The 25208-nt window shown below is 54.6% G+C and carries 19 protein-coding genes and 1 pseudogene; 9 read left to right on the top strand and 11 right to left on the bottom strand.

All coding sequences use genetic code 11. The annotated features are described in order from the left end of the window. Positions 1-31 precede the first annotated feature (31 nt). Together Q1A43_RS18635 and dusA are read right to left on the bottom strand one after the other, a co-directional pair. On the bottom strand, positions 32-853 hold the full coding sequence (locus Q1A43_RS18635; RefSeq protein ID WP_299937707.1) for a sulfite exporter TauE/SafE family protein: 822 nt from the start codon (positions 851-853) through the stop codon (positions 32-34). Beyond that, positions 850-1845 (bottom strand): tRNA dihydrouridine(20/20a) synthase DusA, encoded by a 996-nt coding sequence (dusA, locus tag Q1A43_RS18630; RefSeq protein ID WP_299937705.1) that lies wholly within the window; start codon positions 1843-1845, stop codon positions 850-852. The genes Q1A43_RS18635 and dusA overlap by 4 nt, the downstream gene beginning before the upstream one ends. Before the next feature lie 984 nt (positions 1846-2829). Between dusA and Q1A43_RS18625 the strand changes: the two are divergent. Next, positions 2830-3072, top strand: a pseudogene (locus Q1A43_RS18625) (IS3 family transposase); the annotation flags it as partial. On the opposite strand, the gene Q1A43_RS18620 reads toward Q1A43_RS18625, so the two are convergent. Then, positions 3052-6537, bottom strand: a complete 3486-nt coding sequence (locus Q1A43_RS18620; RefSeq protein WP_299937703.1) for a DUF2126 domain-containing protein — start codon at positions 6535-6537, stop codon at positions 3052-3054. The pseudogene Q1A43_RS18625 and the gene Q1A43_RS18620 sit on opposite strands and share 21 nt — an antisense overlap. Before the next feature lie 138 nt (positions 6538-6675). Between Q1A43_RS18620 and Q1A43_RS18615 the strand changes: the two genes are divergently transcribed. The 8 genes from Q1A43_RS18615 to Q1A43_RS18580 all read left to right on the top strand — a co-directional run bounded on the left by Q1A43_RS18615 (position 6676) and on the right by Q1A43_RS18580 (position 14180). Next, complete coding sequence (locus tag Q1A43_RS18615) at positions 6676-8103, top strand: circularly permuted type 2 ATP-grasp protein (protein ID WP_299937700.1); 1428 nt, start codon at positions 6676-6678, stop codon at positions 8101-8103. Next, the gene (locus Q1A43_RS18610; protein WP_299937699.1) at positions 8103-9092 is read left to right on the top strand and encodes an alpha-E domain-containing protein; all 990 of its coding nucleotides are present in this window, start codon (positions 8103-8105) and stop codon (positions 9090-9092) included. The genes Q1A43_RS18615 and Q1A43_RS18610 overlap by 1 nt, the downstream gene beginning before the upstream one ends. A gap of 88 nt (positions 9093-9180) precedes the next feature. Further along, complete coding sequence (locus tag Q1A43_RS18605) at positions 9181-9915, top strand: peptidase (protein ID WP_299930455.1); 735 nt, start codon at positions 9181-9183, stop codon at positions 9913-9915. Positions 9916-10377: 462 nt separating this feature from the next. Next, positions 10378-11187, top strand: a complete 810-nt coding sequence (locus Q1A43_RS18600; protein WP_299937696.1) for an amidohydrolase family protein — start codon at positions 10378-10380, stop codon at positions 11185-11187. Continuing rightward, positions 11184-11567 (top strand): hypothetical protein, encoded by a 384-nt coding sequence (locus Q1A43_RS18595; RefSeq protein ID WP_299937693.1) that lies wholly within the window; start codon positions 11184-11186, stop codon positions 11565-11567. Before Q1A43_RS18600 ends, Q1A43_RS18595 begins: the two co-directional genes overlap by 4 nt. Next, entirely contained in the window at positions 11564-12688 is a 1125-nt protein-coding gene (locus Q1A43_RS18590) for a cytochrome c peroxidase (protein ID WP_299937690.1), read from the top strand. The genes Q1A43_RS18595 and Q1A43_RS18590 overlap by 4 nt, the downstream gene beginning before the upstream one ends. Positions 12689-13056: 368 nt before the next feature. Continuing rightward, complete coding sequence (locus Q1A43_RS18585; RefSeq protein ID WP_299937880.1) at positions 13057-13560, top strand: Twin-arginine translocation pathway signal; 504 nt, start codon at positions 13057-13059, stop codon at positions 13558-13560. Further along, entirely contained in the window at positions 13557-14180 is a 624-nt protein-coding gene (locus tag Q1A43_RS18580) for a ferric reductase-like transmembrane domain-containing protein (protein WP_299937686.1), read from the top strand. The genes Q1A43_RS18585 and Q1A43_RS18580 overlap by 4 nt, the downstream gene beginning before the upstream one ends. Here the strand turns inward: Q1A43_RS18580 and Q1A43_RS18575 are convergent. The 8 genes from Q1A43_RS18575 to Q1A43_RS18540 all read right to left on the bottom strand — a co-directional run bounded on the left by Q1A43_RS18575 (position 14177) and on the right by Q1A43_RS18540 (position 24652). Continuing rightward, the gene (locus tag Q1A43_RS18575) at positions 14177-14368 is read right to left on the bottom strand and encodes a hypothetical protein (RefSeq protein WP_299937683.1); all 192 of its coding nucleotides are present in this window, start codon (positions 14366-14368) and stop codon (positions 14177-14179) included. The genes Q1A43_RS18580 and Q1A43_RS18575 overlap by 4 nt on opposite strands. Before the next feature lie 499 nt (positions 14369-14867). Beyond that, positions 14868-17693, bottom strand: a complete 2826-nt coding sequence (locus tag Q1A43_RS18570; protein WP_299937680.1) for an EAL domain-containing protein — start codon at positions 17691-17693, stop codon at positions 14868-14870. A 411-nt stretch (positions 17694-18104) separates the two neighbouring features. Further along, complete coding sequence (arsJ, locus tag Q1A43_RS18565) at positions 18105-19370, bottom strand: organoarsenical effux MFS transporter ArsJ (protein ID WP_299937678.1); 1266 nt, start codon at positions 19368-19370, stop codon at positions 18105-18107. Positions 19371-19379: 9 nt separating this feature from the next. After that, a complete protein-coding gene (locus Q1A43_RS18560) occupies positions 19380-20378 on the bottom strand; it encodes an ArsJ-associated glyceraldehyde-3-phosphate dehydrogenase (RefSeq protein WP_299937677.1) in 999 nt (332 codons plus the stop codon). Positions 20379-20381: 3 nt separating this feature from the next. Beyond that, the gene (locus Q1A43_RS18555) at positions 20382-21206 is read right to left on the bottom strand and encodes a helix-turn-helix domain-containing protein (protein ID WP_299937674.1); all 825 of its coding nucleotides are present in this window, start codon (positions 21204-21206) and stop codon (positions 20382-20384) included. Between the two features lie 157 nt (positions 21207-21363). After that, positions 21364-22764 (bottom strand): TRAP transporter large permease, encoded by a 1401-nt coding sequence (locus Q1A43_RS18550; RefSeq protein ID WP_299930480.1) that lies wholly within the window; start codon positions 22762-22764, stop codon positions 21364-21366. Positions 22765-22857: 93 nt separating this feature from the next. Then, a complete protein-coding gene (locus Q1A43_RS18545) occupies positions 22858-23490 on the bottom strand; it encodes a TRAP transporter small permease subunit (protein ID WP_299937669.1) in 633 nt (210 codons plus the stop codon). 145 nt (positions 23491-23635) lie between these two features. Further along, positions 23636-24652 (bottom strand): C4-dicarboxylate TRAP transporter substrate-binding protein, encoded by a 1017-nt coding sequence (locus Q1A43_RS18540; protein ID WP_299930486.1) that lies wholly within the window; start codon positions 24650-24652, stop codon positions 23636-23638. Between the last annotated feature and the right edge of the window lie 556 nt (positions 24653-25208).

The following is a 25208-nucleotide window of genomic DNA, read 5'->3' as shown; positions in this document are numbered from 1 at the left end:
GGGTTTAGGCCGAAGAAATGGAATCAGCCAATTATCCCCAAATCGCCTGACGCAGCATATTTGCACCCACAATCAGCAGGAATACCCCAAATACACGTTTAAGCGATTTGGCCGGCAATGAATGGGCCAATTTCGCCCCGACGGGCGCGGTTATCATTGTCATGGAAACGGCAATCACAAAGGCCGGAATATTGACCGCGCCAATTGTCATTGGCGGTGCGTCCGCGATTTCCAAAAACAGAAACCCAATGACCGATGGCACCGCGATCAAAACACCAAACCCCGCCGCCGTTGCAACGGCCCTATGCATCGGCACAGAAAACAACGTCATGAGCGGAACACCAAAACTACCTCCGCCTATTCCCATAAGGACAGACATGAACCCCATCACTGGAGACAATATCATGCGAGTGAGGCCCGTTGGCATGGCGTCACCCAAGCGCCAGGTTTCTCGACCAAACGCCAGATAAAGGCCAATGATCCCGGCCAAAATCCCAAAGATCACTTCCAACACATCCGACTTCAAACCTGCCGCAACCGTCACGCCCAAAACTGCGCCAATGACTATTCCGGGGGCCCAGCTTTTGAGGATCGACCAATCAACCGCCCCGCGTTTGTTATGGGCTTGTACCGATCGCAGTGATGTTAGGATGATCGTTCCCAAGGATGTCGCAAGACAGACCTGCATCAACATCGGGCCATCAAATCCCAACCAGCTAAATATGTAGAAAAACACTGGAACCAAAACAATTCCGCCGCCGACCCCCAATAAGCCGGCCAAAATTCCGGCAAAAGCGGAGGATATTAGCAATAAAACCAACAGGGGCAAAAGCGTTGCGAAATCCATAGTCATACTGCCTGCGCCTCATCCATTTTTTTCAACGCGTCCAGAACCACTTCTGGGCCTGCGCCGTCTTTTGTTGCCTGTGTCGACAGCACTTGCCGCCAACGACGCGCCCCGGGCTGCCCGGCAAACAGCCCAAGCATATGCCGCGTGACCTGATGCAAGCGCCCGCCTGAAGATAGATGTGTTTCGATATAGGGCAACATATCCATCGCAACCTGACGTGCGGTCGTTTGTGTTGTCCCGCCAAACAATTGTGCATCGGCGTCGCCGAGAATATCCCAAGGCTGATGATAGGCGGCCCGACCGATCATAACACCGTCAAGGCCCTGATCCAGCATGCGACTTGCAGTCTCAAGGTCGCTGATCCCGCCATTGATCGAGATATGTAGTTCCGGAAACTGTTTTTTCATCTCAAAGACAAGGTCGTAGTCCAAAGGTGGGATGTCGCGGTTTTCCTTCGGGCTTAGCCCTTGCAGCCAAGCTTTGCGCGCATGGATGGTGACACGGGGCACCCCAGCTTGAACGATAAGCTCAAGGAAGCGCGGCAGCACCTCGTGTGGGTCTTGATCATCCACACCAATGCGGCATTTCACAGTCACATCAACATCGACCACCTCGCGCATGGCGCTGACACAGCGTGCAACGAGGTTGGGGTGTTTCATCAACACAGCCCCAAAGGTGCCCGATTGCACGCGATCCGACGGGCAACCGCAATTCAGGTTAATCTCATCATAACCGGCCTTGGCCCCAAACTGAGCCGCCTTGGCCAGTTCTTCCGGGTCCGATCCCCCCAACTGAAGCGCGACCGGGTGCTCTTGGGCATTGTAGTCAAGTAAATGCAGTGCCCCCCCGCGAACCAGTGCCGGTGCCGTCACCATTTCGGTGTACAACAACGCCTCGCCCGAAATCAGACGATGCATAAAACGACAATGCCGGTCGGTCCAATCCATCATCGGGGCAACGGAAAGACGTGCAGCAGACGAAACACCTTTAATCATTTGTTCTTTATGCGTTATTTCGCCTGTCTTTAAGTGTCTGATATCCGACATTTGCTGCACATTCTCGCTCATTTGACACTAGAATCCCCCTATTGGCGGACGCACCTGGGCTTCCGGCGGACAGCATTCCCCACCGAAGCCTTCAGGAAAGCAAGAGCATATGGCACATATTGAGGGGCGTGAAAAGACGGATGGAACGAAGGTCTTCAAAGCAGAAGTCGTGGATACGATAAAAGCGTAAGCGTGCAAAACGCGGCGCACCATTTGACCGTCGTGTCGCCGCAATCCCTTGGGCAGCCTAAGCCGAAAGGGAGCGTTGCCTATCGGCGGCCCCGATCCTTGGTCACACGGAAAATCGTCTGCACGGAGAAATGGCTTGGCGGGCCAACCAAACATACGCGAACGGTGCCCACCGAAGAATGTGCTTAACAAAATCATGGTCGACAGGACCAGCACCTGAGGTCGTGCACGCCCTGTAAATCCCTTTCAAACATCACCGATTTCCGTCTGACGTCATCCTTTGCGCAATGCGGTGGTATCTGTGAAACCCACAAACATGGCGTAGTGACTCTGCTTGCAGAGCGCGGCACAAGCGTCGAGTAGCACTTGGACACGATATCCGCGTCGGCGGCAAATGGCGGTACTTGTAGCGAACAGTGGATGAAAACGGTCAGCGATATGATCCGCACTTTGACAGCATCCGGCATTTCGACCGCAAGAGGCGCAACGATCTCTTCGAAAGCGACCATGCCGCGATGACCCCAAATTGGGATATCGTCTGAGCGTTCGATTTTTGCGAACGGCCAGAGCAACGCTGCGTGGTATCGAAACCATTGGATCGATCAATCGCCGACATATCGATCACAAGTTTGTAGGCCTTCACGGCGAGATCGTATTCGTTTGTATGCTGTTCGAAACCGCAGCTTGAATTGCCCCACCATCGTCACACCAAATCGGCCTTAGAGACCAAATGCAACTGCCCCCTTCCAGCTATTGAAACGGGAGCGGATCAGACGGCGGCGGTATCTTACACGCGACGATGCTAGGCGGGACGTGTTCTAATACATTGAGGTGTTTTTCATCCCGACACGCAAGCACACCAACACTGATATGCTTGCGCCGGTTGACTATGAAACAGACCAGATAAGTCTGACCCAGACAGGCATCTCGGACATTAGGGCCACCCCAATCAGCAAATTTCGTCCCTTACACAAAGCGCAAGTCTAGCGTTGCCTCATTCCATTTATTTGTCCTTGGCTTGATCGGATCGAACTTAAACGCCGTGTGTTGGCCTTTTTGAAACCGCACGCGGCGGCGTCCTTCGGCCTCCAAGTCGTTGATAGGGCGGGTTTCATGGGCGCGCCCGCCTTCGTGGGCAACCAGATATTTCAAACCGCCAACGGATCGACCAGAGACCCTATCATACACATCAAAGACCAGCGGCGCGTGGGCTGGGATTGTGGGATGCAGCGATGACCAAGGTTGCCAAGTACGAAAACGCACGCCGGCGACATGTGTATCTGGCCCGACTTTGTGCAATGGCACCTCGACCTGATTGCAGGTGATGACAAACCGACTGCCCATATCGCCTTCTACTTTGAGTTCGACACGTTCTAGCGAACTGTCGACATAGCGAGAGGTTCCGCCACCCGAGGCCTCTTCGCCCAAAACAAGCCAAGGCTCGATGCCATTGCGCAGCGTGAGTTTGAGACCCTCTATCGTGGTGTTGCCGACCTCACCAAACCGCATTTCATATTGTGCGTTGTACCAATCCGGGCGGAACGCCAACCCGTGGGCCGCGCTAAGATCCCCTAAAACCTCGTCAAAGTCGGCACGACAGTAGTGCGGCAGCAAAAACTTGTCGTGCAACTCTTTGCCCCAATGCACCAGCGGCTCCGTGTAGGGTTTGTCCCAGAACCACGCCAGCAATGCCCGCATGACCAACGACTGGGCCATACTCATCTGCCAATGGGGCGGCATTTCGAACCCGCGAAATTCGACCAAGCCAAGTCGTCCGGTAGGGCCATCCGGGGAATACATTTTGTCGATGCAAATCTCGGCCCGATGGGTATTGCCGGTCAAGTCTGTCAGGAGATGACGCAAGATGCGATCCGACAGCCACGGCATGGCCTGCCCGGTTTCCTGAATGCGACTAAGCTCATTCAGAGCGATTTCCATCTCATAGACCTTGTCCGCCAACCCCTCGTCAAAGCGCGGGGCCTGACTTGTCGGGCCGATAAAGGTGCCAGAGAACAAGTATGACAGAGACGGGTGACGTTGCCAGTATCGAATAATCGAAGCGACCATATCGGGACGCCGCAAGAATGGGCTGTCGGCGGGGGTTTCGCCCCCGACAACGATGTGATTGCCCCCACCCGAGCCGGTCAGGCGACCATCAACCATAAAGGTAAAGCTGTCCAACCCGCTTTGACGGGCCTCTTCGTACAGCACTTCGTTGATTTCCTTGAGCGCTTGCCAATTTTTGGCCGGATGGATGTTAACCTCGATCACGCCCGGGTCCGGGGTCACTCGGATCACGTTGAAATTACCATCGTTGGGTGGTTCATAGCCTTCGATCCGCACCGGCAGATTCATCTCGGCGGCGGTTTCCTCGACCGCTTCGACAAGGTCGAGATATTCGTCTGATGACCCGGTTGGCGGCATGAACACATGCAAAATACCGTCACGTGGTTCAACCGCCAATGCGGTTCGGATCGGCATGCCTTCGACCCAAAAGGTATTTTCACCCGCAAGCCAGTCATCGGAGCCTGCCACGTCCTGCAGCCAAACATCTTCTTCGTAATTTTGCGCGGGTCCGGGCGCGGCAGAGCGGCGCTTTTGGCGGACCTGTTTCGCCGGTTGCGGCATGATCGGCTGACCAAACCCAACAAGACCAGCCGGCCCGTAACCGGGACCATAAAACGGCGTGGTCAAAAACTCTTCGGTCTCCGCGGGGCTGTCCGGCTCGGCCCCGCGACGCACCGCACGGCGTGGGGGCAACTTGCGCATGCGACGCAGCATGGTATCGCGGAAATACTGTTTGAACTCATCTGATTTAGAAAGCGAATTAAGAGGCAGACGGTATCCTGCCGGACTATCGCCGGGCAAAAGGAACAACTTATCGCGCCGCGTGCTCCAGACATCCGACGCCCAGCGAAAGCGCCGCCGCGCGCTGGCTTTGGCCTGTGCCAGTTGGATCGGTATGACAAAGCTAACAGGGTCGGCAAGCCCGTTGTTCAACATCCGCACCAGACGCGCGCGCTCTTGGGGATCTTCGAGCTTGTTGTCCTGAACCGTCACATTGTCGGGCAGCATGGCCTCCTTGCCGACAAAATGCATCGGGTCCTCGTAAACGGGGTGGGCCACGGCCTCTTCGCCAAGGTCAAGCGCCTCGACCAGCCGCTCAGAAAACGCCTCGGCGGTTTCATGGGTCGCGTGTCCAGTGTTTTCCTTGGCCAAAAGGTCGGCCTCGGACCAGAGTGGCAACCCGTCGCCGCGCCAGATCAAGGAATAAGCCCAGCGCGGGAGCGGTTCCCCCGGATACCATTTGCCCTGACCGTGATGCAGCACGCCATGCGGCGCAAACCGATCACGCAAGCGACGCACCAGATTATCGGCATAGGTGCGTTTGGTGGGGCCAACCGCTTCGGTTGTCCATTCCTCACCATCGCGGTCAATAGCGGACACAAAGGTTGGCTCGCCCCCCATCGTCAAACGCATATCCTGCGCTTGCAGCTTGTCTTCGATGGCTTGCCCGGCGCGGTCGATCTCGGCCCATTGTTCCGGAGACAGCGGGCGGGTCACGCGAGGTGGTTCGTCAACCCGCTTGACCGACATGTCAAAGCCAAACGTCACCTCGGCAAAGTCATGGGCACCGGTGATGGCGGCGGCGGAACTGGGTTCGGGTGTCGCGGCCAGAGGGATATGCCCCTCACCCGCAAAAAGCCCCGAAGTTGGGTCCATGCCAACCCAACCGGCACCCGGTAGAAACACCTCGCACCAAGCGTGCAGATCGGTGAAGTCGTCCTGCGGGCCGGCGGGCCCTTCGATAGGTTTGATGTCTGCCGTCAGCTGAATTAGGTAGCCGGACACAAAGCGCGCCGCGTAGCCCATTTCCCGAAACAACGCGACCATAAGCCAAGCGCTATCACGGCAAGATCCCAAGGCCTTGCGAATGGTCACAGAGGGGCTTTGAACACCAGGTTCCATTCGGATGGTGTAATCAATGCGATTGGCGATAAAGGTGTTGAGGGCCACCAACCAATCATTGGTGTCTCCGGTTTGCTCGGGGGCCTGTGCTGCGAATTCCTTGAACGTATCGCCACGGCCAACCCTTTTGAGGTAGGGACGCAGGTCTTTGCGCTGCTCCTTGGAGTATTCAAATGGGACCTGCTGACAATCCTCTTCGAGAAAGAAATCGAACGGATTGATCGCGACCATATCGGCGACCAAATCCACCGTGACCGAAAACTTCTGCGTCGGTTTCTGAAACACAATGCGTGCGCTCCAGTTGGCATAGGCATCCTGCTGCCAATTCAGAAAATGGTCTTCGGGTTCAATCTTGAGGCTGTAGCTCTTGATTGGGGTTCGACTATGGGGCGCGGGTCGCAACCGCACAACATGGGGGGCCAAATTAACGGGGCGATCGTATTCGTAGGTTGTTTGATGGCTCAGTGCGACGCTTATTGACATTCCAAGTGCTACTTTTTTTTGCAGGTTTAAAGAAAACGGGCAGATACTACGGCTTCAAGTCTACCAAAATGACGGTTCCTTCTTGTTTGAGGGGCGCAGGGGAATACGGTCAACCTTAATGTGAATTTAAGGATGCCTATGCAGGACACTATCTTTAATGAGATGAAAAACGGGGCAATTGATCGCCCAGAATACCGTGTTGTTGTCGATTGGTTGCAACGGCATGGGGTTGAGGCGCTTCAATCACGCCGAGCTGAGGCCGAAGCACTTTTCCGCCGGATTGGCATTACCTTTGCGGTTTATGGCGAGGGCGGCGACCCCGACCGTTTGATCCCCTTTGACATGGTGCCGCGCATTTTCAACGCCGGCGAATGGGACATGATCGAAAGCGGGTCGATCCAACGCGCCTGCGCCTTAAATGCCTTTATCGCCGATGCGTTTGGTGCCCGCGAGATCATAAAGGCTGGGATCATCCCCGAAGAGATGGTCACCCAGAATCCCGCCTACCTTGACCAAATGAATGGCTACCGGCCGCCCCATGATGTCTGGGCCCATATTATTGGCGTCGATCTGGTGCGCACCGGGCCCGATGAATTTTTTGTGCTTGAGGACAACTGTCGCACACCCTCCGGTGTGTCCTATGTCCTGCAAAACCGCGAAGTCATGTCGCGGATGTTCCCCGAGTTGTTTCGCGATGGCCGCATCCGACCGGTTGATGGTTACGCGGACATTCTAGCCGAGGCGATGCAATCGGTCGCGCCGCCCAATTGTTCCGGCACGCCGACAATGGCGATCCTAACACCGGGGCAGTTCAACTCAGCATATTTTGAACACTCCTACCTTGCGGATATGATGGGTATCGAGCTGGTCGAAGGGCCTGACCTGATTGTCGATGATCAAAAGGTCTATATGCGCACGACCCATGGGTTTGAGCAGGTTCATGTCATCTATCGACGTATCGATGATGACTTTCTTGATCCGGCGATGTTTCGCGAAGACAGCATGATCGGCGTGCGCGGATTGATGGATGCGATGATGGCGGGCAACGTCACGGTGATCAATATGCCCGGAACCGGCATTGCAGATGACAAAGCCACCTATATCCATGTCCCCGATATGATCCGTTTCTATCTGGGCGAAGAGCCGATTATTCCCAATGTTCAGACCTTTCGTTGTGACCAAAGCGATGACCTCGCCTATGTTCTCGACAACCTTGCCGACCTTGTTGTGAAGGAAGTTCAGGGATCGGGTGGATATGGCATGTTGATCGGGCCGACCTCGACCAAGGCCGAGATCGCGGAATTCGCCGCCAAGCTCAGGTCCACACCCAATAATTACATTGCCCAGCCAACCCTATCGCTGTCGACGGCACCGATTTTGACTGATGCGGGGCTTGCGCCACGCCACGTTGACCTGCGCCCATTCGTCGTCTCGGGAGAAACCAACCGCATGGTGCCGAGCGGGTTAAGTCGTGTCGCCCTACGCGAAGGGTCGCTCGTGGTGAATTCGAGCCAGGGCGGTGGTGTCAAGGACACCTGGGTCTTGCGGTCAGAGGAGACATCCTGATGCTGAGTAGAACTGCTGAAGGTCTGTTTTGGTTAGGACGAAATATCGAGCGGATGGACACCGCTGCGCGTTTGCTGGATGCGGGGCGACGGTTGGACAGCCTGCCGAGGACCGACGACCAACACAGCGAATGGAGCTCGATCATCGTGGCTTCGGGCGCGATGACCACATTCCCAAGCTCTCTCGATGAGGCAGATGCAGATACTGTTGCCGATCACCTCATCCGAGACATAACCAACCCCTCTTCGATTACCTCCTGCATCGAGGCCGCGCGGGTGAATGCCAAGGCTGTCCGCAACGCCATCACCGCCGACGTGTGGGAAGCGGTCAATGACACGCGCTCAGGGCTGCATCATCGTCTTGAGAAAGACTGTGATCGCGAAAACCTTGCTGATTTTGTCGACTGGGTGCGCACCCGCAGCGGTCTGGCGCTTGGCAAAATTGAAAACACAATGCTGCGCGATGACAGTGCGCGATTTATTGCGTTGGGAAAATGGTTTGAACGGGCTGATGCCACGGCGCGCCTACTTGACGTGAAATACCATGTACTTTTGCCCCATGCCACGGATGTTGGCGGTGGCTTGGACTATCTGCAATGGGTGCAAATCCTGCGCGCTGCAAATTCGGCAGTGGCTTTTCGTCATCTTTATAGCCGCATTGTTGACCCGCGTGGGGTCGTTGATCTGTTGGTTTTGAACGAAAAAAGCCCGCGCTCGCTTGTGGCCGCGCTCTCAGAGATAACAGCGTTGTTGCAAAAACTTGCCTCTGACCTTCCTGTGCAACAGGAGGTCGCACAACAGGCCCGTACCGCCGAAGAGACGCTCCACGCAACCAGCATTGATGAGATATTTGATTTGGGCCTGCATGACTGGCTAACCAAATTTATCGTAGATACAAATGTCTTGGCACAGAACGTGACGTCCGCCTTCGGGTTTGGCGCCGAAATAGAAATGGCATCTGAACATATTGCCAACAGTCCGACGCAATAGCCCCTCGGCACTGGATAAATACGGTGTTAGAAGCTGGTCGATGGGCAGAGAATCTTGCCCGTGACCATGCCAACAAGCCTGAGGCCCGATGACTTATTGCGTTGCTATCAAAACCAATGCCGGAATGGTGTTTCTATCCGACACCCGCACCAATGCGGGGGTGGATAACATCTCAAAGTATCGGAAGATGTTCACCTGGGAAGTCCCCGGAGAGCGCGTCATTACCATGATGACGGCTGGCAACCTCGCGATCACTCAGGCGGTGATCAGCCTCTTGCAAGAGAATATCGACAAGCCACAGGACGGCATTGATACGCTTCTGAGCGCCGAGTCGATGTTTCGGGTTGCCGAAATTGTTGGCGACGCAATGCGCATCATCCAAACGCGCTATGGCACCAATATTGCCCAAATGGGTGAAAGCACCCTGTCCTCGATTATTGTCGGCGGTCAGCGGGCGGGCGGTGGTATGCGCCTGTTCCATGTCTATTCGGCCGGGAACTTTATCGAGGCCGGTGAGGACACGCCCTATTTCCAGATCGGTGAGCACAAATACGGCAAACCGATCTTGGATCGCGTGATCAACGTTGACTCCCCGGTCAACGTCAGTGTGACAGCCGCGATGTTGTCGATGGATTCAACCCTTCGCTCCAATCTGTCGGTGGGAATGCCTCTGGACTTGTCAGTTGTTAACGCCGACGAGTTGCGTTTTTCGCAGATTACACGCATCGAAGAGCATGATCAAAATTACCTTGCCCTATCTGAGGCATGGTCCAGCGCGCTTCGAAACGCTTTCCACGATATGTTTGACTTTTCAGTCGTTTGACAGAGCATGCGACCCGGTGGTTGAAAACGCCACACATGGGATTTCTCTGGCAACAACTGCTTTTAGACGTCTCTTGGATACGCCGTTGCCGACTGGTGTCGCCAGAGTTCCAAAACGGGCCTGCGCGGGGCAAAGTCACCCTGTGTTGGTCCCATGCATAGCGCCCACGTTCGACCAAAAGCTCGGGTATCATTGGTGTTGAAACCACACAGGCTCGGCGTGAAAACCGTTTAGGAGCAACTTTTCTGGTCAACCGGAAATAGGAGACCCGTATTAGAAAGATATGCCGCGCCCTTAAGACCACTTGCTAGGCCGGGTCATCAAAAGCTATCTGCCGCCTGATTGCGGGGGCGTGACGCATGACTGTTAAACTTGAGCGCGCGCATTGCGTGTTACGTTGGCCTTGGGTTGTTAATTCCAAAAGCATTTACTAGGATTTTGGATGTCCATGGAGGTCAACAAATGCTCCGCAGCATCCTTACCCTCACTACCGCATCATGGCTCTGTTTTCCCGCCTTTGCCCAAGAGCGGCCCATTTTTGATGCGCATATTCATTACAGCCATGACGCCGTGGATTTGGTCCCGCCGGAGCAGGTCGCGAAGATCCTGCGCAACGCGGGTGTCCGCAAGGCGTTGGTTTCAAGCTCTGACGACAATGGCACGCAATTGTTGTTGGCTGCGGCCCCGGACATCGTGGTACCCGCGCTCCGCCCTTACAGTCGACGCGGAGCTATTGGCACGTGGATGCACGACCCCAAGGTTATCGATTACTTAGAAACCAATCTGGCCAAGAACACCTACCACGCCATCGGTGAATTCCACGCCTATGGCGACGACATCAAAACACCTGTTGTCCAACGGTTGATCGCTCTAGCCCGCGAAAACGATTTGCTGTTGCATCACCACGGTGATCGCGAAGCGCTAGACCTCATCTTTGAGGCATGGCCACAGGCGCGCGTTCTGTGGGCCCATTCAGGCTTTGCCAACCCTCAAGAGGTTGTCGATGCGTTGAACACCCATCCCAAGCTTTGGGCAGACCTTGCCTATCGTTCGGATATGGCCTCGCGGGGGGAGGTCGATCCAGATTGGCGAGCCGCCTTTATAGCGCATCCCGACAGGTTTATGGTCGGAACCGATACCTTCGCGCCCGAGCGTTGGTACTATGTCAATGAACACAGCAATTTTTCGCGGGATTGGCTAGCCAAACTGCCTGATGAGCTTGCTGACAACATCGCGTTTGCCAATGCGGAACGGATGCTCGCCATAAAATGATCAAAGCGGTTTTGGCCATAGCGGTCCTCGCGGCAAGCAGCGCCCTCGCCTGTGAAGACAACATCGGCGTTGTGTTAACTGCGCAAAAACAGGCTGCGCCGGAAGCCGTGATCGTCCTACCCGATATCCCGCTTGCGCAACCCTTTTCGGCCCGGATTAAGCTTTGCCACGGCGGTTTCGTCACAAAGTTGAATGTCGACGCGATCATGCCCGCGCATCAGCATGGAATGAATTACGTACCCACCATCACCGATCTAGGTGCAGGGAACCATCAAGTTGATGGATTAGTCTTTCACATGCCGGGCATATGGGAGTTTCAAGTCGAGGTGACGCAAGGGGCTGAGGTCAATCGCTACACCCATAGTGTAACAATCCGATGATCCGTTGGGGCGTATTGACCGTTGCAATATGCGGGCAAACAGCAGCAGCCGAGGTCCTATTAACGCCGGATGAAATCGATCAAACCCTGTCTTTCGGACCATGGCCGCCGATCACGCAGAATGACCCGAGCAACCGTGTGTCCGGCAACGCGGCAGCCATCGCACTGGGCGCGACTTTGTTCCATGATACGGCCCTCTCTGTAGATCATCGCTTTGCCTGTAGCAGTTGCCACGATCCGACCTATAGTTTTGCGGCCCCTGTCAGACGCGCAATGGGGCGAGAGAAACTGGCCCGCAACAGTCCAAGCCTGATGAACCTTGCCGGTTTGCGGTGGTACGGCTGGGGCGGAAAAAGCGATAACCTATGGGCGGCAAGCCTGCATCCAATCATCCATCCTGTTGAGATGGCGCAAACCGCTGACAGCTGGCGCGAAAGGCTCGCAAACAGTGCGAATGCAGCCCCCTACGAAGCCCTCTTTGGTCCTTTGGAATCGCAAACACCGCAAATGGTTTTGGTGAACACGGCCAAAACATTGGCGGCATATCAAGAAACGCTGGTCACCCCCAAAACCGCCTTTGACATTTTCCGGGATGCGCTGGAACGGGGCGATCTGAAAACGGCGGGAACCTATCCACACTCTGCTCAACGTGGGTTGCAGCTTTTCCTTACGCGTGGAAATTGCAGTTTTTGCCATAGCGGCCCTAGGTTTTCGAACAATGAATTCCACGACGCGGGCGTCGCCTATTTCATTGACGAGACCACGGTCGACGGAGGTCGCTATGAGGGGCTGAGATTTCTTTTTTCAAGCCCCTATACGCTTGCTGGCGATTGGAGCGATGATGACGCGAAGAGCGGTGCATGGGCGGTGAGAAACGTGCGCCAAACCCATGCTGATTTTGGGGCTTTCCGCACACCAAGCTTACGCGGTGCGGCACATACCGCCCCCTATATGCACGACGGCAGTTTGCCGGATTTCGACGCCGTTGTTCGCCACTACAACGAGATCAACATGGAGCGGATGCACACCGATGGCGAAGCGGTTCTGGCACCGCTTGACCTCACCGAGGCCGAAGTATCGGACCTAACAGGTTTCCTTGAAACCCTAAGTCTACGGGAATAGTCTTGTCCGGTATCTGGGACTGTTTGCGATACAACAAACTGTTACATCTTCAAAACGCACGACGGTGACTTCCAATGCTAGCTGACATCGCCCGCATTTCGTTGCAATGCCCCTCAACACGATGAAACCCACAACTGGGAACGCCACCTAAAATCGCGGCTCGTACCGTTTGCCCTGTGGCTTAGTCTTGAAAAAGTGCCTTTTGCTTGGGCCTCCCTATTTGGAAACGAAGATGGCGTTTCTGCGCTCAATTTCCGACTGCACGTTGATTTGATATGACAGCTTCCAAAACCAATGGTTCAATCGCAACAAATCAAGTCGGCGCGGCGATCATGTCGCGTTGGGCGCATCTGAGTGGAGCAATGAAAATGGCGACCCCCTCCCAAACGCGGCGCAGCTTTGTGTCGACCGCAGCGACAACCCTTTTGGTCAGTGCCTCTGGCCTGCCGAACCCGGTTGCGGCCAAATCCGTCGATCCCACACCGTCGATGCGCGGCGGTGCCAACAACTATCGGCCCGGCGCTCCCCTTGTAGACAGGATCGGTGGCGGAGGCTTTTGGATGACGGGAACGGTGCTGCGCGCCGGCGATGGTGCACCGCTAGCGGGCCGCCGCATTCAGGTCTGGGCCCATACGACAGAGGGTCACGAGCGTGACGAGCGGTCCCACGGCGCGACCCTGACAAATGCCGACGGTATCTTTCGCATCGAGATGCCGCAGATCGTGCCAGCGTTCGGACAACCCCATGGTCATCTCGCCTATGATGCGGACTACGATGACGGCGGATTTGAAACCGTCTTCCTACGCCCCGTGATGGGCAAAGCTTCGGACACCGGCCTTAATGTCACCTTCGTGCTAAATCCCATTGGATGAAGTCGAACGGTCTGATCAAATGGGGCGCGTTGGCCGTGGCCATTGTGCTTCCCTTGGTGTTTGCAGCACGTAGCCCGCTTTTGGAATGGCGTGACCCGATCTATATCCTTGCCGGGTTTGCAGGGGTTATTGGGCTGGCCCTTTTGTTGGTGCAGCCCCTGCTGATCGCGGGCACATTACCGGGTGTCCCTTCCCAAAAGACCCACACATGGACGGGCTTTGCACTGATCCTTGCTGTCATCATCCATGTCGCAGGGCTATGGATAACAAGCCCACCGGACGTTGTTGATGTCTTGTTGTTTCGATCTCCTACCCCCTTTTCGATTTGGGGGGCGCTTGCGATGTGGGCGGTTTTTGCGGCCGGGCTTCTCGCCATTGCGAGGCGAAAACTGAGCCAGCGTAGATGGCGCATCGCTCATACACTGGCGGCAGCAACGACCATCATCGGCACAGTTGTTCACGCTTGGTATGTTCAGGGAACTATGGAGGTTTTGTCCAAGGGCATGCTGTGTCTTCTCGTAATTGGCGCAAGTGTTTGGGCGCTGCGTCGACGCCGGGCGTGGCGATTGTTCTCTCGCTCAAAGGGACCTGCGGCTCGAAACAGCTCAGACCAGTTTTAGACCAATCGCGCCGGAACATTGCCTTGGCTCGTCAGATACGCCTCGGGTTTCGTTCTGATTTTATGCAATTGCTGTGACTTGATCATGTCTGAATGCCGCGCTACCAAAACCGGATCATTCAGAGGCGGCATAACATCTTTGAGGCTGATCGGACGTGGATCACAGTCGCCAACAAACCGCGGAAACACTGCGATCCCGTCACCGCCAATTCTCGGAGTGTAGTGGAACTATATCTGGTTGCTTTTTCACGGATGACACGTCGATAGCTGCGGGCTTTGTTGGTCAAGACGGTCACGTGGCGGTGATTGAAAGGGGATTTACGCGGCATGTTGATAATCAAAGACCGCCCCTTCCAACAAAACACAGATCAAGGCAACAACACAAAACTACGACCACCGCACCCAAACATAGGGTTATGATCTGTGCGATTTGGCCTCTACTGCCCTCCAACCAGGTGCAACTCCTGAATTACCCGTTCAACGAAGCAAACAACAGTTCTTGGGCAAAGAGCTTTTTTTCGCCTCAAATAAGACGCCCCAATTCTTTGTGCATTGGAGTTCTGATCGTAAGAACTCAAGGAGGGCAAAACGGCCAGATCACAAAGTTGCACGACGGCGACATCAACAAAACACGGTTTGTACAAGGCAATTCGCATCCCGGAAAATCGCCAAGGTGCAAAGCTTTCGGTTAGGCCGTGACCAACTCAATCTTTTGGGGCAGCGCCATAAAGTCGTCTTTCGAGAGCGCTTTGGAGAACAAGAACCCTTGCCCCAAGGTGCACCCACGTTGTTGGAAAAACCGCAGTTGAGCCTCGCGTTCAATGCCCTCGGCAATTGCTTTGCTTCCCAACCGCTGCGACAATCCCAAGATTGTTTCGCACAAACCGGTGGCGCGCACGCTTTCAGGGGCGTTTTGGGCAAATTCACGATCGATTTTGAGGTAATCAAATTCATTGTTGAGGAAATAGATCAGGCTGGAATACCCGGCCCCGAAATCGTCCAAGGCGACTTCGATACCGGATTCTCGAAAGGCCTTGAGAGACGCGAGCGTAAATGGAGTTGGGTCGAGCAAGGCCGCTTCGGTGATTTCAATCAAGATAGACGCATCATGAGGTGTATTCTCTTTGATGTAGCGGGCCCAATCCAACCCATGGCCATGTTCACGCGCACTTAACTCTGTCGGAGAATGGTTGACACAGATTTGGAACCCCGTGCCAAAGCGATCCCGGAAATCTGTCAAATCCCGGCAGGCGCGCCGCAGTCCCGTATCGCCCAGCTCAACCATCAGCCCCGCTTCTTCTGCAAAGGGCAGAAATCGATCAGGCGTCAACAATCCAAATTCGGGGTGGTTCCAACGCAGCAAGGCTTCGGCCAAAACCACTTGCCCAGTTTGCAAATTGATGATCGGCTGATAGTGCAAATCAAATTCGTCAAATTCCAACGCCCGATGAAGATCATCCAACATCCGCAAGCGGTGGGCATTTCGATTTCCAATCTCTGGCGTATAGTACCGAATCCGCCCGCCCCCTTCGCCTTTGGCCAGATACATGGCCTGGTCTGCGGCGCTCAGCAAAGCTTGGGGGGTTGATGCGTCGGTTGGGCTATGGGCAATGCCAATTGATGCCGCGATCGAAATTTTTTCCCCACCAATTTCAAAAGGGCGTTGCATAGTGTTCAGAACCCGTTGAGACACTTTATCGGCCCGCTCAAGCGCCGTTTCACCACGCAGAAGAATAACAAACTCATCCCCTGCATGGCGGGCCACAAAATCCGTATCCGACAGACAACTCCGTAAACGCTGAGCCACCAGTTTCAACAAACCGTCCCCCGTGGCATGCCCCATGCGATCGTTAACCTTTTTAAGTCCATCCAGATCAACAAACATCAAAACCAGAGCTTGTCCCAGTTCACGGGCTGCAAAGGACGCCGCCTCAGTTTCGGCCGTTAAACTTGCCCTATTTGGCAAACGGGTTAGGAAATCAGTCCGCGCTTGCAACAATATCTTTTCGCGCGCCCGTTTCACCTCGGAAATATTACGCACGACCAAAACCATTTCGTTTGATCCTGGAATGGCCTGTAACCGCGCTTCAAAATCTATCTGGACCGCGTTGATTTCAAGTTGGTATTCCCAAGTCACGGCCTCGTTCGTTTCACGGAAACGTTTTACGTTGGCTTCATAAAGCGACAAGGCATCTACAGGCAGGATATCCGCAACACGGCGCCCCAAAAACATCTCTGGCGGCATCAGTAATTCTTGTTCATTTGATGCCTTGTATTCCAGAATTGTTCCGTCATTTGACAAGCGGAAATACGTATCAGGCAACGCCTGTAGCAAGGCTTGCAATTGGCGGCGTCTCTCCGCCTCAAGCGTTTCTGCGGTCAAACGCGCATGTGACATACGCCGAAAGCTATTGGAGATGTTTTCAAAGTCTGAAATTCTTGCCCCTTTTTGATCAAACAGTTGTTCATCCACTTTGCCTTTTTCAAAGCCCTGAATGGCACGGTTCAGCGCCCCAAGGGGCTGCAAAACCTGTTTTTCCAACATGCGCAAAGCAAGCCCACTAAAAATGGCAACCAATGAACACAAAGCCAGCAAGCGCCAAAAAACGGTCATCCGTGCTTGTTTAAGGGCTTCTTCGACGGGCAAACCAAGGCTGACTTGAATAGGCTGCCCTTCTCCGTCTTCGAACAAAATACGCCGAGACACCACGCGCCGTACTCCATCCTCTCCCTCTACAACGGCCCCATCCGAAACAACGGTCCCTCCGGCCAATCGGCCGTGCCCAACAAGAGATTGTCCCAAAGCGGTCGGGTCAGGGGGATGAACAGCAACAATGCGGCTTTCGCGGTCTGTGATTGTCGCAACGGCCCCTTCGGGCAAGGTTTCACGCATCAAATGCGTGCTCCACCAATCTAACCCCAATACGGCGACCACGGCTCCTATCGGATCTTTCTGCCCTTCTGGTATGATCGGATGGGCAAAATTCACGCTGGTCAAACCCGTGGCCCGGTCGGTTTGAAAGGTCCCAACGGAAAAGACCTCTTTGTCCATGGCCCGGCGGAAATACGGGCGGTCGGAAACATTTACCGGCTCTCGCAATGGCAAAGCGTTACACAACAACTCACCGTCCCACCTTGGCGCACCCAAATTCTGATAGATGTGCGACAGCTGTAAAACCTGCGGGAGAAACGCACCGCATTTTTGATCTGTTGGATCCTGGACTGCTTCAGAAAGCGATAATTTCCTCAGGAAACTTTCAGTATCGGCAATCAAGCCATGTTGCGTTGCCACCAGTTGCGACGTAATCCGCCGCGTTTCTGCCGAATTGCGATCCACTTCCACTTGGTAACTATCAATACCAAAGTAGACGATGCTTAGGGCGCTGGGAACTGCGGCAAGTAGAATCAGAGCCTGCAAGCGCGTTCTCAAACGACGCGATTTCATCTTGCGCAACGGCGGCAATATATTGGTTAAAGCAACCATATCACCCGCTTTGCCCTGAAATACCCGCATTTCTTCGATAGATTGGCATAACGCAACAGGCGCGATGGTTATTTGAACCAAGGTGCCCTTCTAAGAAATGCTGATCTACGACAAACACGTGTATTCGATGCCTTTAGAGAAGACGCGACAGAGTGCTCCGCCAGAGCGCGATCACTCACATCTAATTCTACCATTAGTTTAAGTCACTGCACTCCCCAGTGCTAGAGTACAAACGTAGTGCCCCCCAGCCATTCCAAAAGTGTCGCACAAATGCAAATTCGTTAATATATGGAGCAAGGTAGAGGTATTATTGAACCCACCGGTTAAAAACTATTAACCTATTGAACACCGGTTCTGCCCCTTAAAAAGGTGGACAATCATCGGGTAATGTCGCTTGGAATTTGTACGTCCACACATGTTGCGATTGTTGCGGCCAAGGTCCTATTCGCCACCATGGCTGCGTAGTTTTCCGGCTCCCATCGCGCTTATCCCAAGCATGAGAGCCGCAACCAACAAGCATAGAACGATCCCGCCCAATTGGTAACTTAACCCCGACAAAAGCGTACCTAACAAGCGCCCTGCGGCATTGGCCATATAATAAAACCCGACATCCATCGTCACCCTATCCCCTTTTGAAAACGCAAGGATGAGGTAGGAATGCAGCGAGGAATTGATGGCAAAAAGCGCCCCGAAAATCAGCAACCCCAAGATCAGAGATATGGTGAGCCAAAGAGCTGGGGCACCTGCGGCCCATACCAAACCGGCTAAGATCAACGGCACAATCAAAAGCATCGCGGCCCAATTGCGCGCCGCCTGAATGATCTCGCTTTCGGGTCGCGTTTTGGCGCGTAAGATGCGCGGGGCGGCACTTTGAACAAACCCGTAAAGGATCGTCCAGACGGCCATAAAGCTACCAATGGTGAAAAAGGCCAGCCGGTTGCCCTCTTCTGATCCATCAGACAGCACCGCATAGAAATAGACCGGGATGCCAACAACAAACCAAACATCCCGCGCCCCAAATAGAAACACCCGTGCAAAGCTAAGCCAATTGATGTTGCGGTCTTTGGAAATCACCTCTTTGAACTTGGCGTCCTTTTTCCCGGTGGGCAGGCCAGGCGGCATACGGAGCGCGACAGCCACCAATACAATCGCCAAAACCCCCGCCATGCCCAAGACCGCCGGTACAAACCCGGCCAGCGCCAACAATCCGGCCCCCAGCAAAAAGCCCAGCCCTTTGACTGCGTTTTTGGAGCCGGTTAGAATGGCCACCCATTTGAACAACCCGCCCTGCCCTTTTGGGGCAAGCACTTTGACCGCAGATTTTGCCGACATTTTCGACAGATCCTTGGCGACGCCAGACAGCCCTTGGACGGCCATGACAAAAACCACTGACGCCGTCAGGCCCCAAGTGGGATCAAGTTGCGCCAATGCCAGCAAGGCTACGATTTGCAGGCTAAGGCCCGCGTAAAGCGTGCTGGTCAACCCAAATCGCGCGGCGATCCAGCCCGCCGAAAGATTGGTCACGATCCCCGCCAATTCATACAGCAAGAAGAGGTAAGCCAATTGAACCGGAGAAAAGCCCAGGCTGTGAAAGTGCAACAACACCAACATGCGCAACGCGCCATCGGTGAGCATAAACGCCCAATAGGCGGCGGTGACGGCAACATAGGCCGCCACCCCGTTTGGTTTCTTCGCAACCTGGTCCATGGTCTTTCCCTACAGCGATGCGCCGACTTTGCGCGCGACATCGGCCAGACGGTGCGCATAGCCCCATTCGTTGTCGTACCACGCGTAGATTTTGACCTGCGTCCCGTTCACAACCATGGTCGAGAGCGCATCAATGATCGAGCTGCGTTCGTCGTTGGTGTAATCTGTCGACACCAACGGCCGCGTTTCATAGCCCAAAATGCCCTTTAGCTCCCCTTCGGCAGCGGCTTGGAACAAGGCGTTGACCTCCTCCACCGTGGTTTCGCGTTCAACCTCAAACACGCAATCCGTCAGGGATGCGTTCAATAAGGGAACCCGCACGGCGTGACCGTTTAACCGGCCCTTGAGCTCGGGGTAGATGAGGGTGATCGCCGTCGCCGAACCGGTGGATGTTGGGATCAACGAGTTCAAAGCTGACCGAGCCCGGCGCAAATCCTTGTGCGGTTTGTCAACGATGGTTTGAGTATTGGTGACATCATGGATCGTGGTCATCGACCCGTGTTTGATGCCAAGCCCCTCGTGGATGACTTTAACCACCGGAGCCAAACAGTTGGTCGTGCAGGACGCGGCGGTGACAATCTTGTGCTCGTCTGCATTATAGATGTCGTCGTTCACGCCCATCACCAGATTGGCGGCATTGCCATCCTTGACCGGGGCAGACACAACCACCTTTTTTACCCCGGCATCGAAATAAGGCTGAATAAGAGCTTCGGTTTTGAAAAAGCCGGTGCAATCAATGACGACATCAACCTCCGCCAAGGGCAAATCAGCCAAATCGCGGGTTTGATACACCGGAATCCGGGTTCCGTTGATGGTTAGACTGTCTTCGTCGCTAGAAAACCTAGCATCCCAACGGCCATGCACCGTGTCAAATTCCAACAGATGCGCATGGGTGGCCGCATCCCCAACGGCGTCATTAACCCAACGGATGTCGACCCCCGCCTCGATCAGCGGTTTGATCACCAATTTACCCATCCGGCCAAGGCCGTTGATTGCATAAGTTACCATGTCTCAGTCTTCCTGTTTGGCAATGTCGTCGATTTCAGTTTGCAAGCTGGCCCGATCAAGGGTCTCAACCGGCAATGCGGCAAAGGCGCGGATGCGATTTTTCAACGCGCCATAGACCTGTTGAAAGGCCAGTCTCTTTTCGGCGTCTGTCCCGGTGGCTTTGACCGGGTCCGCCTGCCCCCAATGGCCGGTCATCGGCTGACCGGGCCAAGGTGGGCAGTCTTCATTGGCGGCCGTGTCACATACGGTAAAAACGAAATCCATCTGCACTGCGCCATCCCCGGTAAATTCATCTAGGTTTTTCGCCCGCAGGCCCGACGTGTCGTGCCCTTTGGACGCCAGCAATTCGACGGCAAATGGGTTTAACTCGGACTGCGGCTTGGTTCCGGCCGAATAGACATCAAACCGGTCCTCCGCCATCTCGCGCATCAAAGTTTCTGCAAAAATTGACCGGGCAGAATTGCCGGTGCAGATGAACAAGACATTGTATTTCCGAATGGCCCTCTCAGGCTCCGATCGTTGAGGATTGGATAAACACATATCTGGGCGCCCCCGACAGCAATCAGACGCAAGGTAGGTGACCAAACGCGACGCGGCCTGCGTATCAGCGGAGTAGAGAAGCGATGTGCCAACCCGTGTTTGGGCAACCAATCCCGCCTGTCGCAAATGCGACAAACAGGTAGACAACGAAGATGGTGGGAGGTCTAAAACCTGCGCCAGTTCACCCGCCGCAACGGCATCAGGAAAGCGTCGCATCAAAAGGCGAAACACCGATAAACGGCGTTCATGCGCTAACGAGGCCAGTTGAGAGATCACTTCTTTTTCCATATTTCTGGAAATACGGAATTACACCTGAGTCGCCAAGTGAACTTTATATGACACCCGAAGTTTCTTCTTTCCCCAAATATCCCGGGGATGAATGGAGCCAACAGGCTCCAGAGGGGGCAGCGCCCCCTCCCCTTATCATAAGGTCACGATCATAAGGTCACGCCAAAGACGGCAACCAAAGCACAATCGCCGGGAACATCACCAAAAGGGCAATTGTCACCGCATCGGCGATGAAAAACGGTGTCACACCTCGAAACACATCCTGAACCGAAAGCTCTGGCCGCACCCCGGCAACAACAAAACAGTTCAACCCGATCGGCGGTGTGATCAAGCAAAACTCGGCCATCTTCACCACCAAAATCCCGAACCAGATCGCGCACATGGTGCCCGACATGCCAAAAGCGCTATCCGCCGCCGCAACCGTTTCACCGCCGTTCAAGGCCATGATCGCCGGGTAGACCACCGGCAGCGTCAAAAGCAGCATGCCAATTGCATCCATGAACATGCCCAAAACCGCATAGGCCAATAGAATGCAAACAAGGATCAACATCGGCGAGTATTCTAAGGACGTGATCCAATCGGCAAAGGCCGTTGGCAAGTCGGCAAAACCCAAAAAGCGTACATAGATCAACACGCCCCAAATGATCGAAAATATCATGACCGTCAATTTGGCGGTTTCGGTGAGCGCGTCCTTAAGCTCGGACATCCGCATGCCCTGGAATAGCGCCATACAGAACACGATAAACGCCCCAATAGCCCCGCCTTCGGTCGGCGTTCCCCAAGCGTCTCCGCCAAACGGGTTGTAGACAAAGCAGATAATGATCACCACGACCGCCACAATCGGCAAGGCCGGTGGCAAAGACGCAAACCGTTCTTTCCAGGTAAAGCCGCCCACCGGAGGGCCAAAGTTTGGGATTGTCAGCGCAAGACCGATGATCAACAGCCCGTATATAACCGCCGAAAACATCCCCGGAATAAAGCCCGCCAAGAGCAATCGACCCACGTCTTGTTCGACGATGATGGCGTAGATGACCAAAATTGCCGAGGGTGGGATCAGGCTTGCCAAAGTGCCACCCGCCGCAACAACCCCGGCAGCAAAGCGTTTGTCATAGCCAACCTTTAGCATCTCGGGGATGGCAATGCGGGCAAAGACCGCCGCCGTGGCGACCGATGCCCCGGACACCGCCGCGAACCCCGCCGTGGCGAACACGGTCGACACCGCAAGTCCCCCCGGAACCCAAGCGATCCAGCGTTTGGCGGCCTCAAACAAGGCGCGAGTTAGTCCGGCGTAATAGGCAAGGTAACCAATCAGAATAAAGGTCGGGATCAGGCTAAGCGCCTGGCTGCTCACTTTAGAATGCGGCACTTGACCGGCGATCTTCAGGCTGATCTCAATCGCCTTCCAGAGCCGATCCGGATCATAGCCAAACTGATCCCAGCGCAGCCACACAAGGCCAATCAACCCCGCCAGCCCGGCCGCAAAGGCCACGCGCATCCCCAGCACCACCATGACAAGCATCCCGCTTGTCACCCAAAGGCCTATCTCAATCTTATCCATGTGAGGGTCCTCGGGGTGTGAGTTTGTTGCATAATTTTTCGTGAGATGAAGACGGTTCGTGTGGTGATGTCCACCCGGACAGGGACAACCTCATCATTCGTCGTGCCCCGATATATGGGCGGCTTCTTCGGCGGCCTGTTCCGCGACGCTTTGCACCAAGGGAACGGCAACCGGCCGCTCAAGCCCAAGCACAAAGGCGCGGGCATATCCCCATAGTTGGATCAACACCCGAAGGCCCATCACCGAAAACGCCACCGGCACCACAAGTTTGGCCGGCCAGATCGGCAATCCAATGTCGATGGAACTATCGCGGCTCCAATTGGGTTTGCCAAAATCAAAGCTACGGTCGAAATGCGCCCATGATCCCCAGATCAACGCTAGCATCAGGATCAATATCCCAAAGGTCGTGATGAACTCTGCGGCCCAAAGCGCGCGTCCTTTGAGGCGTCCAACCAAGATATCCATCCGGATATGGCCGCCAGAGCGTTGAACATAGGCAATGCCGAAGATGGCGATAAAGGGCATGGCTAGCTCGATCCAATCAACATAGCCCGGCAGCGGCTTGTTGAACATGTTGCGCCCAGACACGGACACCACCGCCAGAACCATCAGGCAAAACGCACCAAGCCCAGACACAAAGGCCATGACGCTTTCTATACGTTCTAGTTTCTGATCCAGTTTGCTAATCAAACTGTCGTCGCTCAGCACTGCTGACTGACCCGCCATAGTTGCCCCGCTTTATTGTTGTGAAAAACCGCGCGGCTGGGTGGCCCCAAAAGTTTTGCAAAACTTTTGCAAATCGCGTGCACGCGATTTTCTCCCGCCCCACCGATGAAACACGACCCCGGCATTGCACCGGGGTCGGTATCAGTTAATTCGACGCGCGTACGTCTTCGAGTGTTTTGAAGACCAGATCATAGAGCTCTTGCGCAGGGAGCCCCTGAGCCGCCATGTCAGCGAGCCACGCGTCGTGGATCGGTTTACCCGCAACGTCGCGGAACTTCGCCAATTCGGCCTCTGCGATTTCAACCTTGGTCACGCCTTTTTCGGCCAAAACGCTATCCCACTTTTCAAGCAGGGCTCCGTAGTTCGCCAAATAATGCGCAATAGCTTCTTCAACAGAACTGTCCAACGCGGCGCGATGCTCATCCGATAGGCTCTCATAGGCATCCGTATTCACGACAACCGGGCAATTGACGGTGCCAGGGTTCAGGTTGGCCGTCCACCAATCCGCTTCATTAATAGTGCCAAAAGCCAAATGCGCGTGCTGAGCAAAGGCGACAGTGTCAACAACACCGCTATCCATGGCTTGGAAGGCTTCTGTTGCGGTCACGGATGTCGGAACCCCGCCAACGGCAGCAAAGGCTTTGCCCAGACCACCGGTGGCGCGAACGCGCATACCTTCAAAATCCGCCAGCTCATCGCGGGGGTCGCCCGTGCCGACAATATTATACTGAGGCATCGGCGAGGTCATCAGGAGCTTGGCGCTCCACTGTTCCATTTCTTCCTGAACCGCCGGGTGTCCGTAAACCGCGTGGCTAACGGCAACTTCTTCTTCAAGTGTGTTCACCCCCAGAAAGGGCAGCTCCAACACCGTGATCGCCCGGTTTTTGTCCGCGTGATAACCGGCACAAAACTGAGCCACTTCGAACGCACCAATCGAGATCCCGTCGAGGTTCTCTTTGTTCTTGGACAGACCGCCATAGGAAATGTTCATGGTGAAGTCGCCGCCGGTCTTTTCCGACACCAACTCGGCGAGCTTTTCGACATGTTCAGTAAAAGCGCGGCGCTTTCCCCAAACAGAAACGTTCCATTCGGTTGCCAATGCTTCGCCCGCAAATGTGACGGCAATAGCAGTGGTCAGCAGTCTAGCTGTGATGGTTTTCATATTTTCCTCCCAAAATGCGACGGTTTTCCCGTCTTACCCCGAGCGTAGCGCATCCGCGTCTTCTCGCAAGAGGGTTTCATGAGATTCGCTCAGAGGATGAGTCATTGGCCGTTAGCGCCTCACATTCAAGACCCGGAACCTTTTGTCACAGGCTACCCAATACTACGTAGCTACGACCTAAGTCGCAGAGGCGCGAAATAGTTAACAAATGCTTGCGCAAACAGAATTGCTGCAGATGCAGAAAAACGAAGGGGTTAGCAGCAATTTCGCAAATTCATTTACAGATTTTCGAACACCCGTGAAAAGTATTTACACATAACCCATTCATATCACTTATTTTCTTCAAAAATTTTCCAAACCGTCTATGCTCACGACAAGCTGATGACGTGACGGAAGTCCGCATCATGGGGGAGCAATTCGTACTGGGAGGAGACATCCATGAACGACACAACCACACCCAAAGACACCGCAGCCACCTATCCACCATCGGCCGAGTTGGTAGCCGGCGCTCATGTTGACGCGGGTCGTTATGATGAGATGTATGCGCAATCGGTGA

This window comes from uncultured Pelagimonas sp. (genome assembly GCF_947498515.1).
Classification (GTDB): domain Bacteria; phylum Pseudomonadota; class Alphaproteobacteria; order Rhodobacterales; family Rhodobacteraceae; genus Pelagimonas.
The sequence above is the reverse complement of the archived record's forward strand: the minus strand, read 5'-3'. Positions and strand labels throughout refer to the sequence as shown.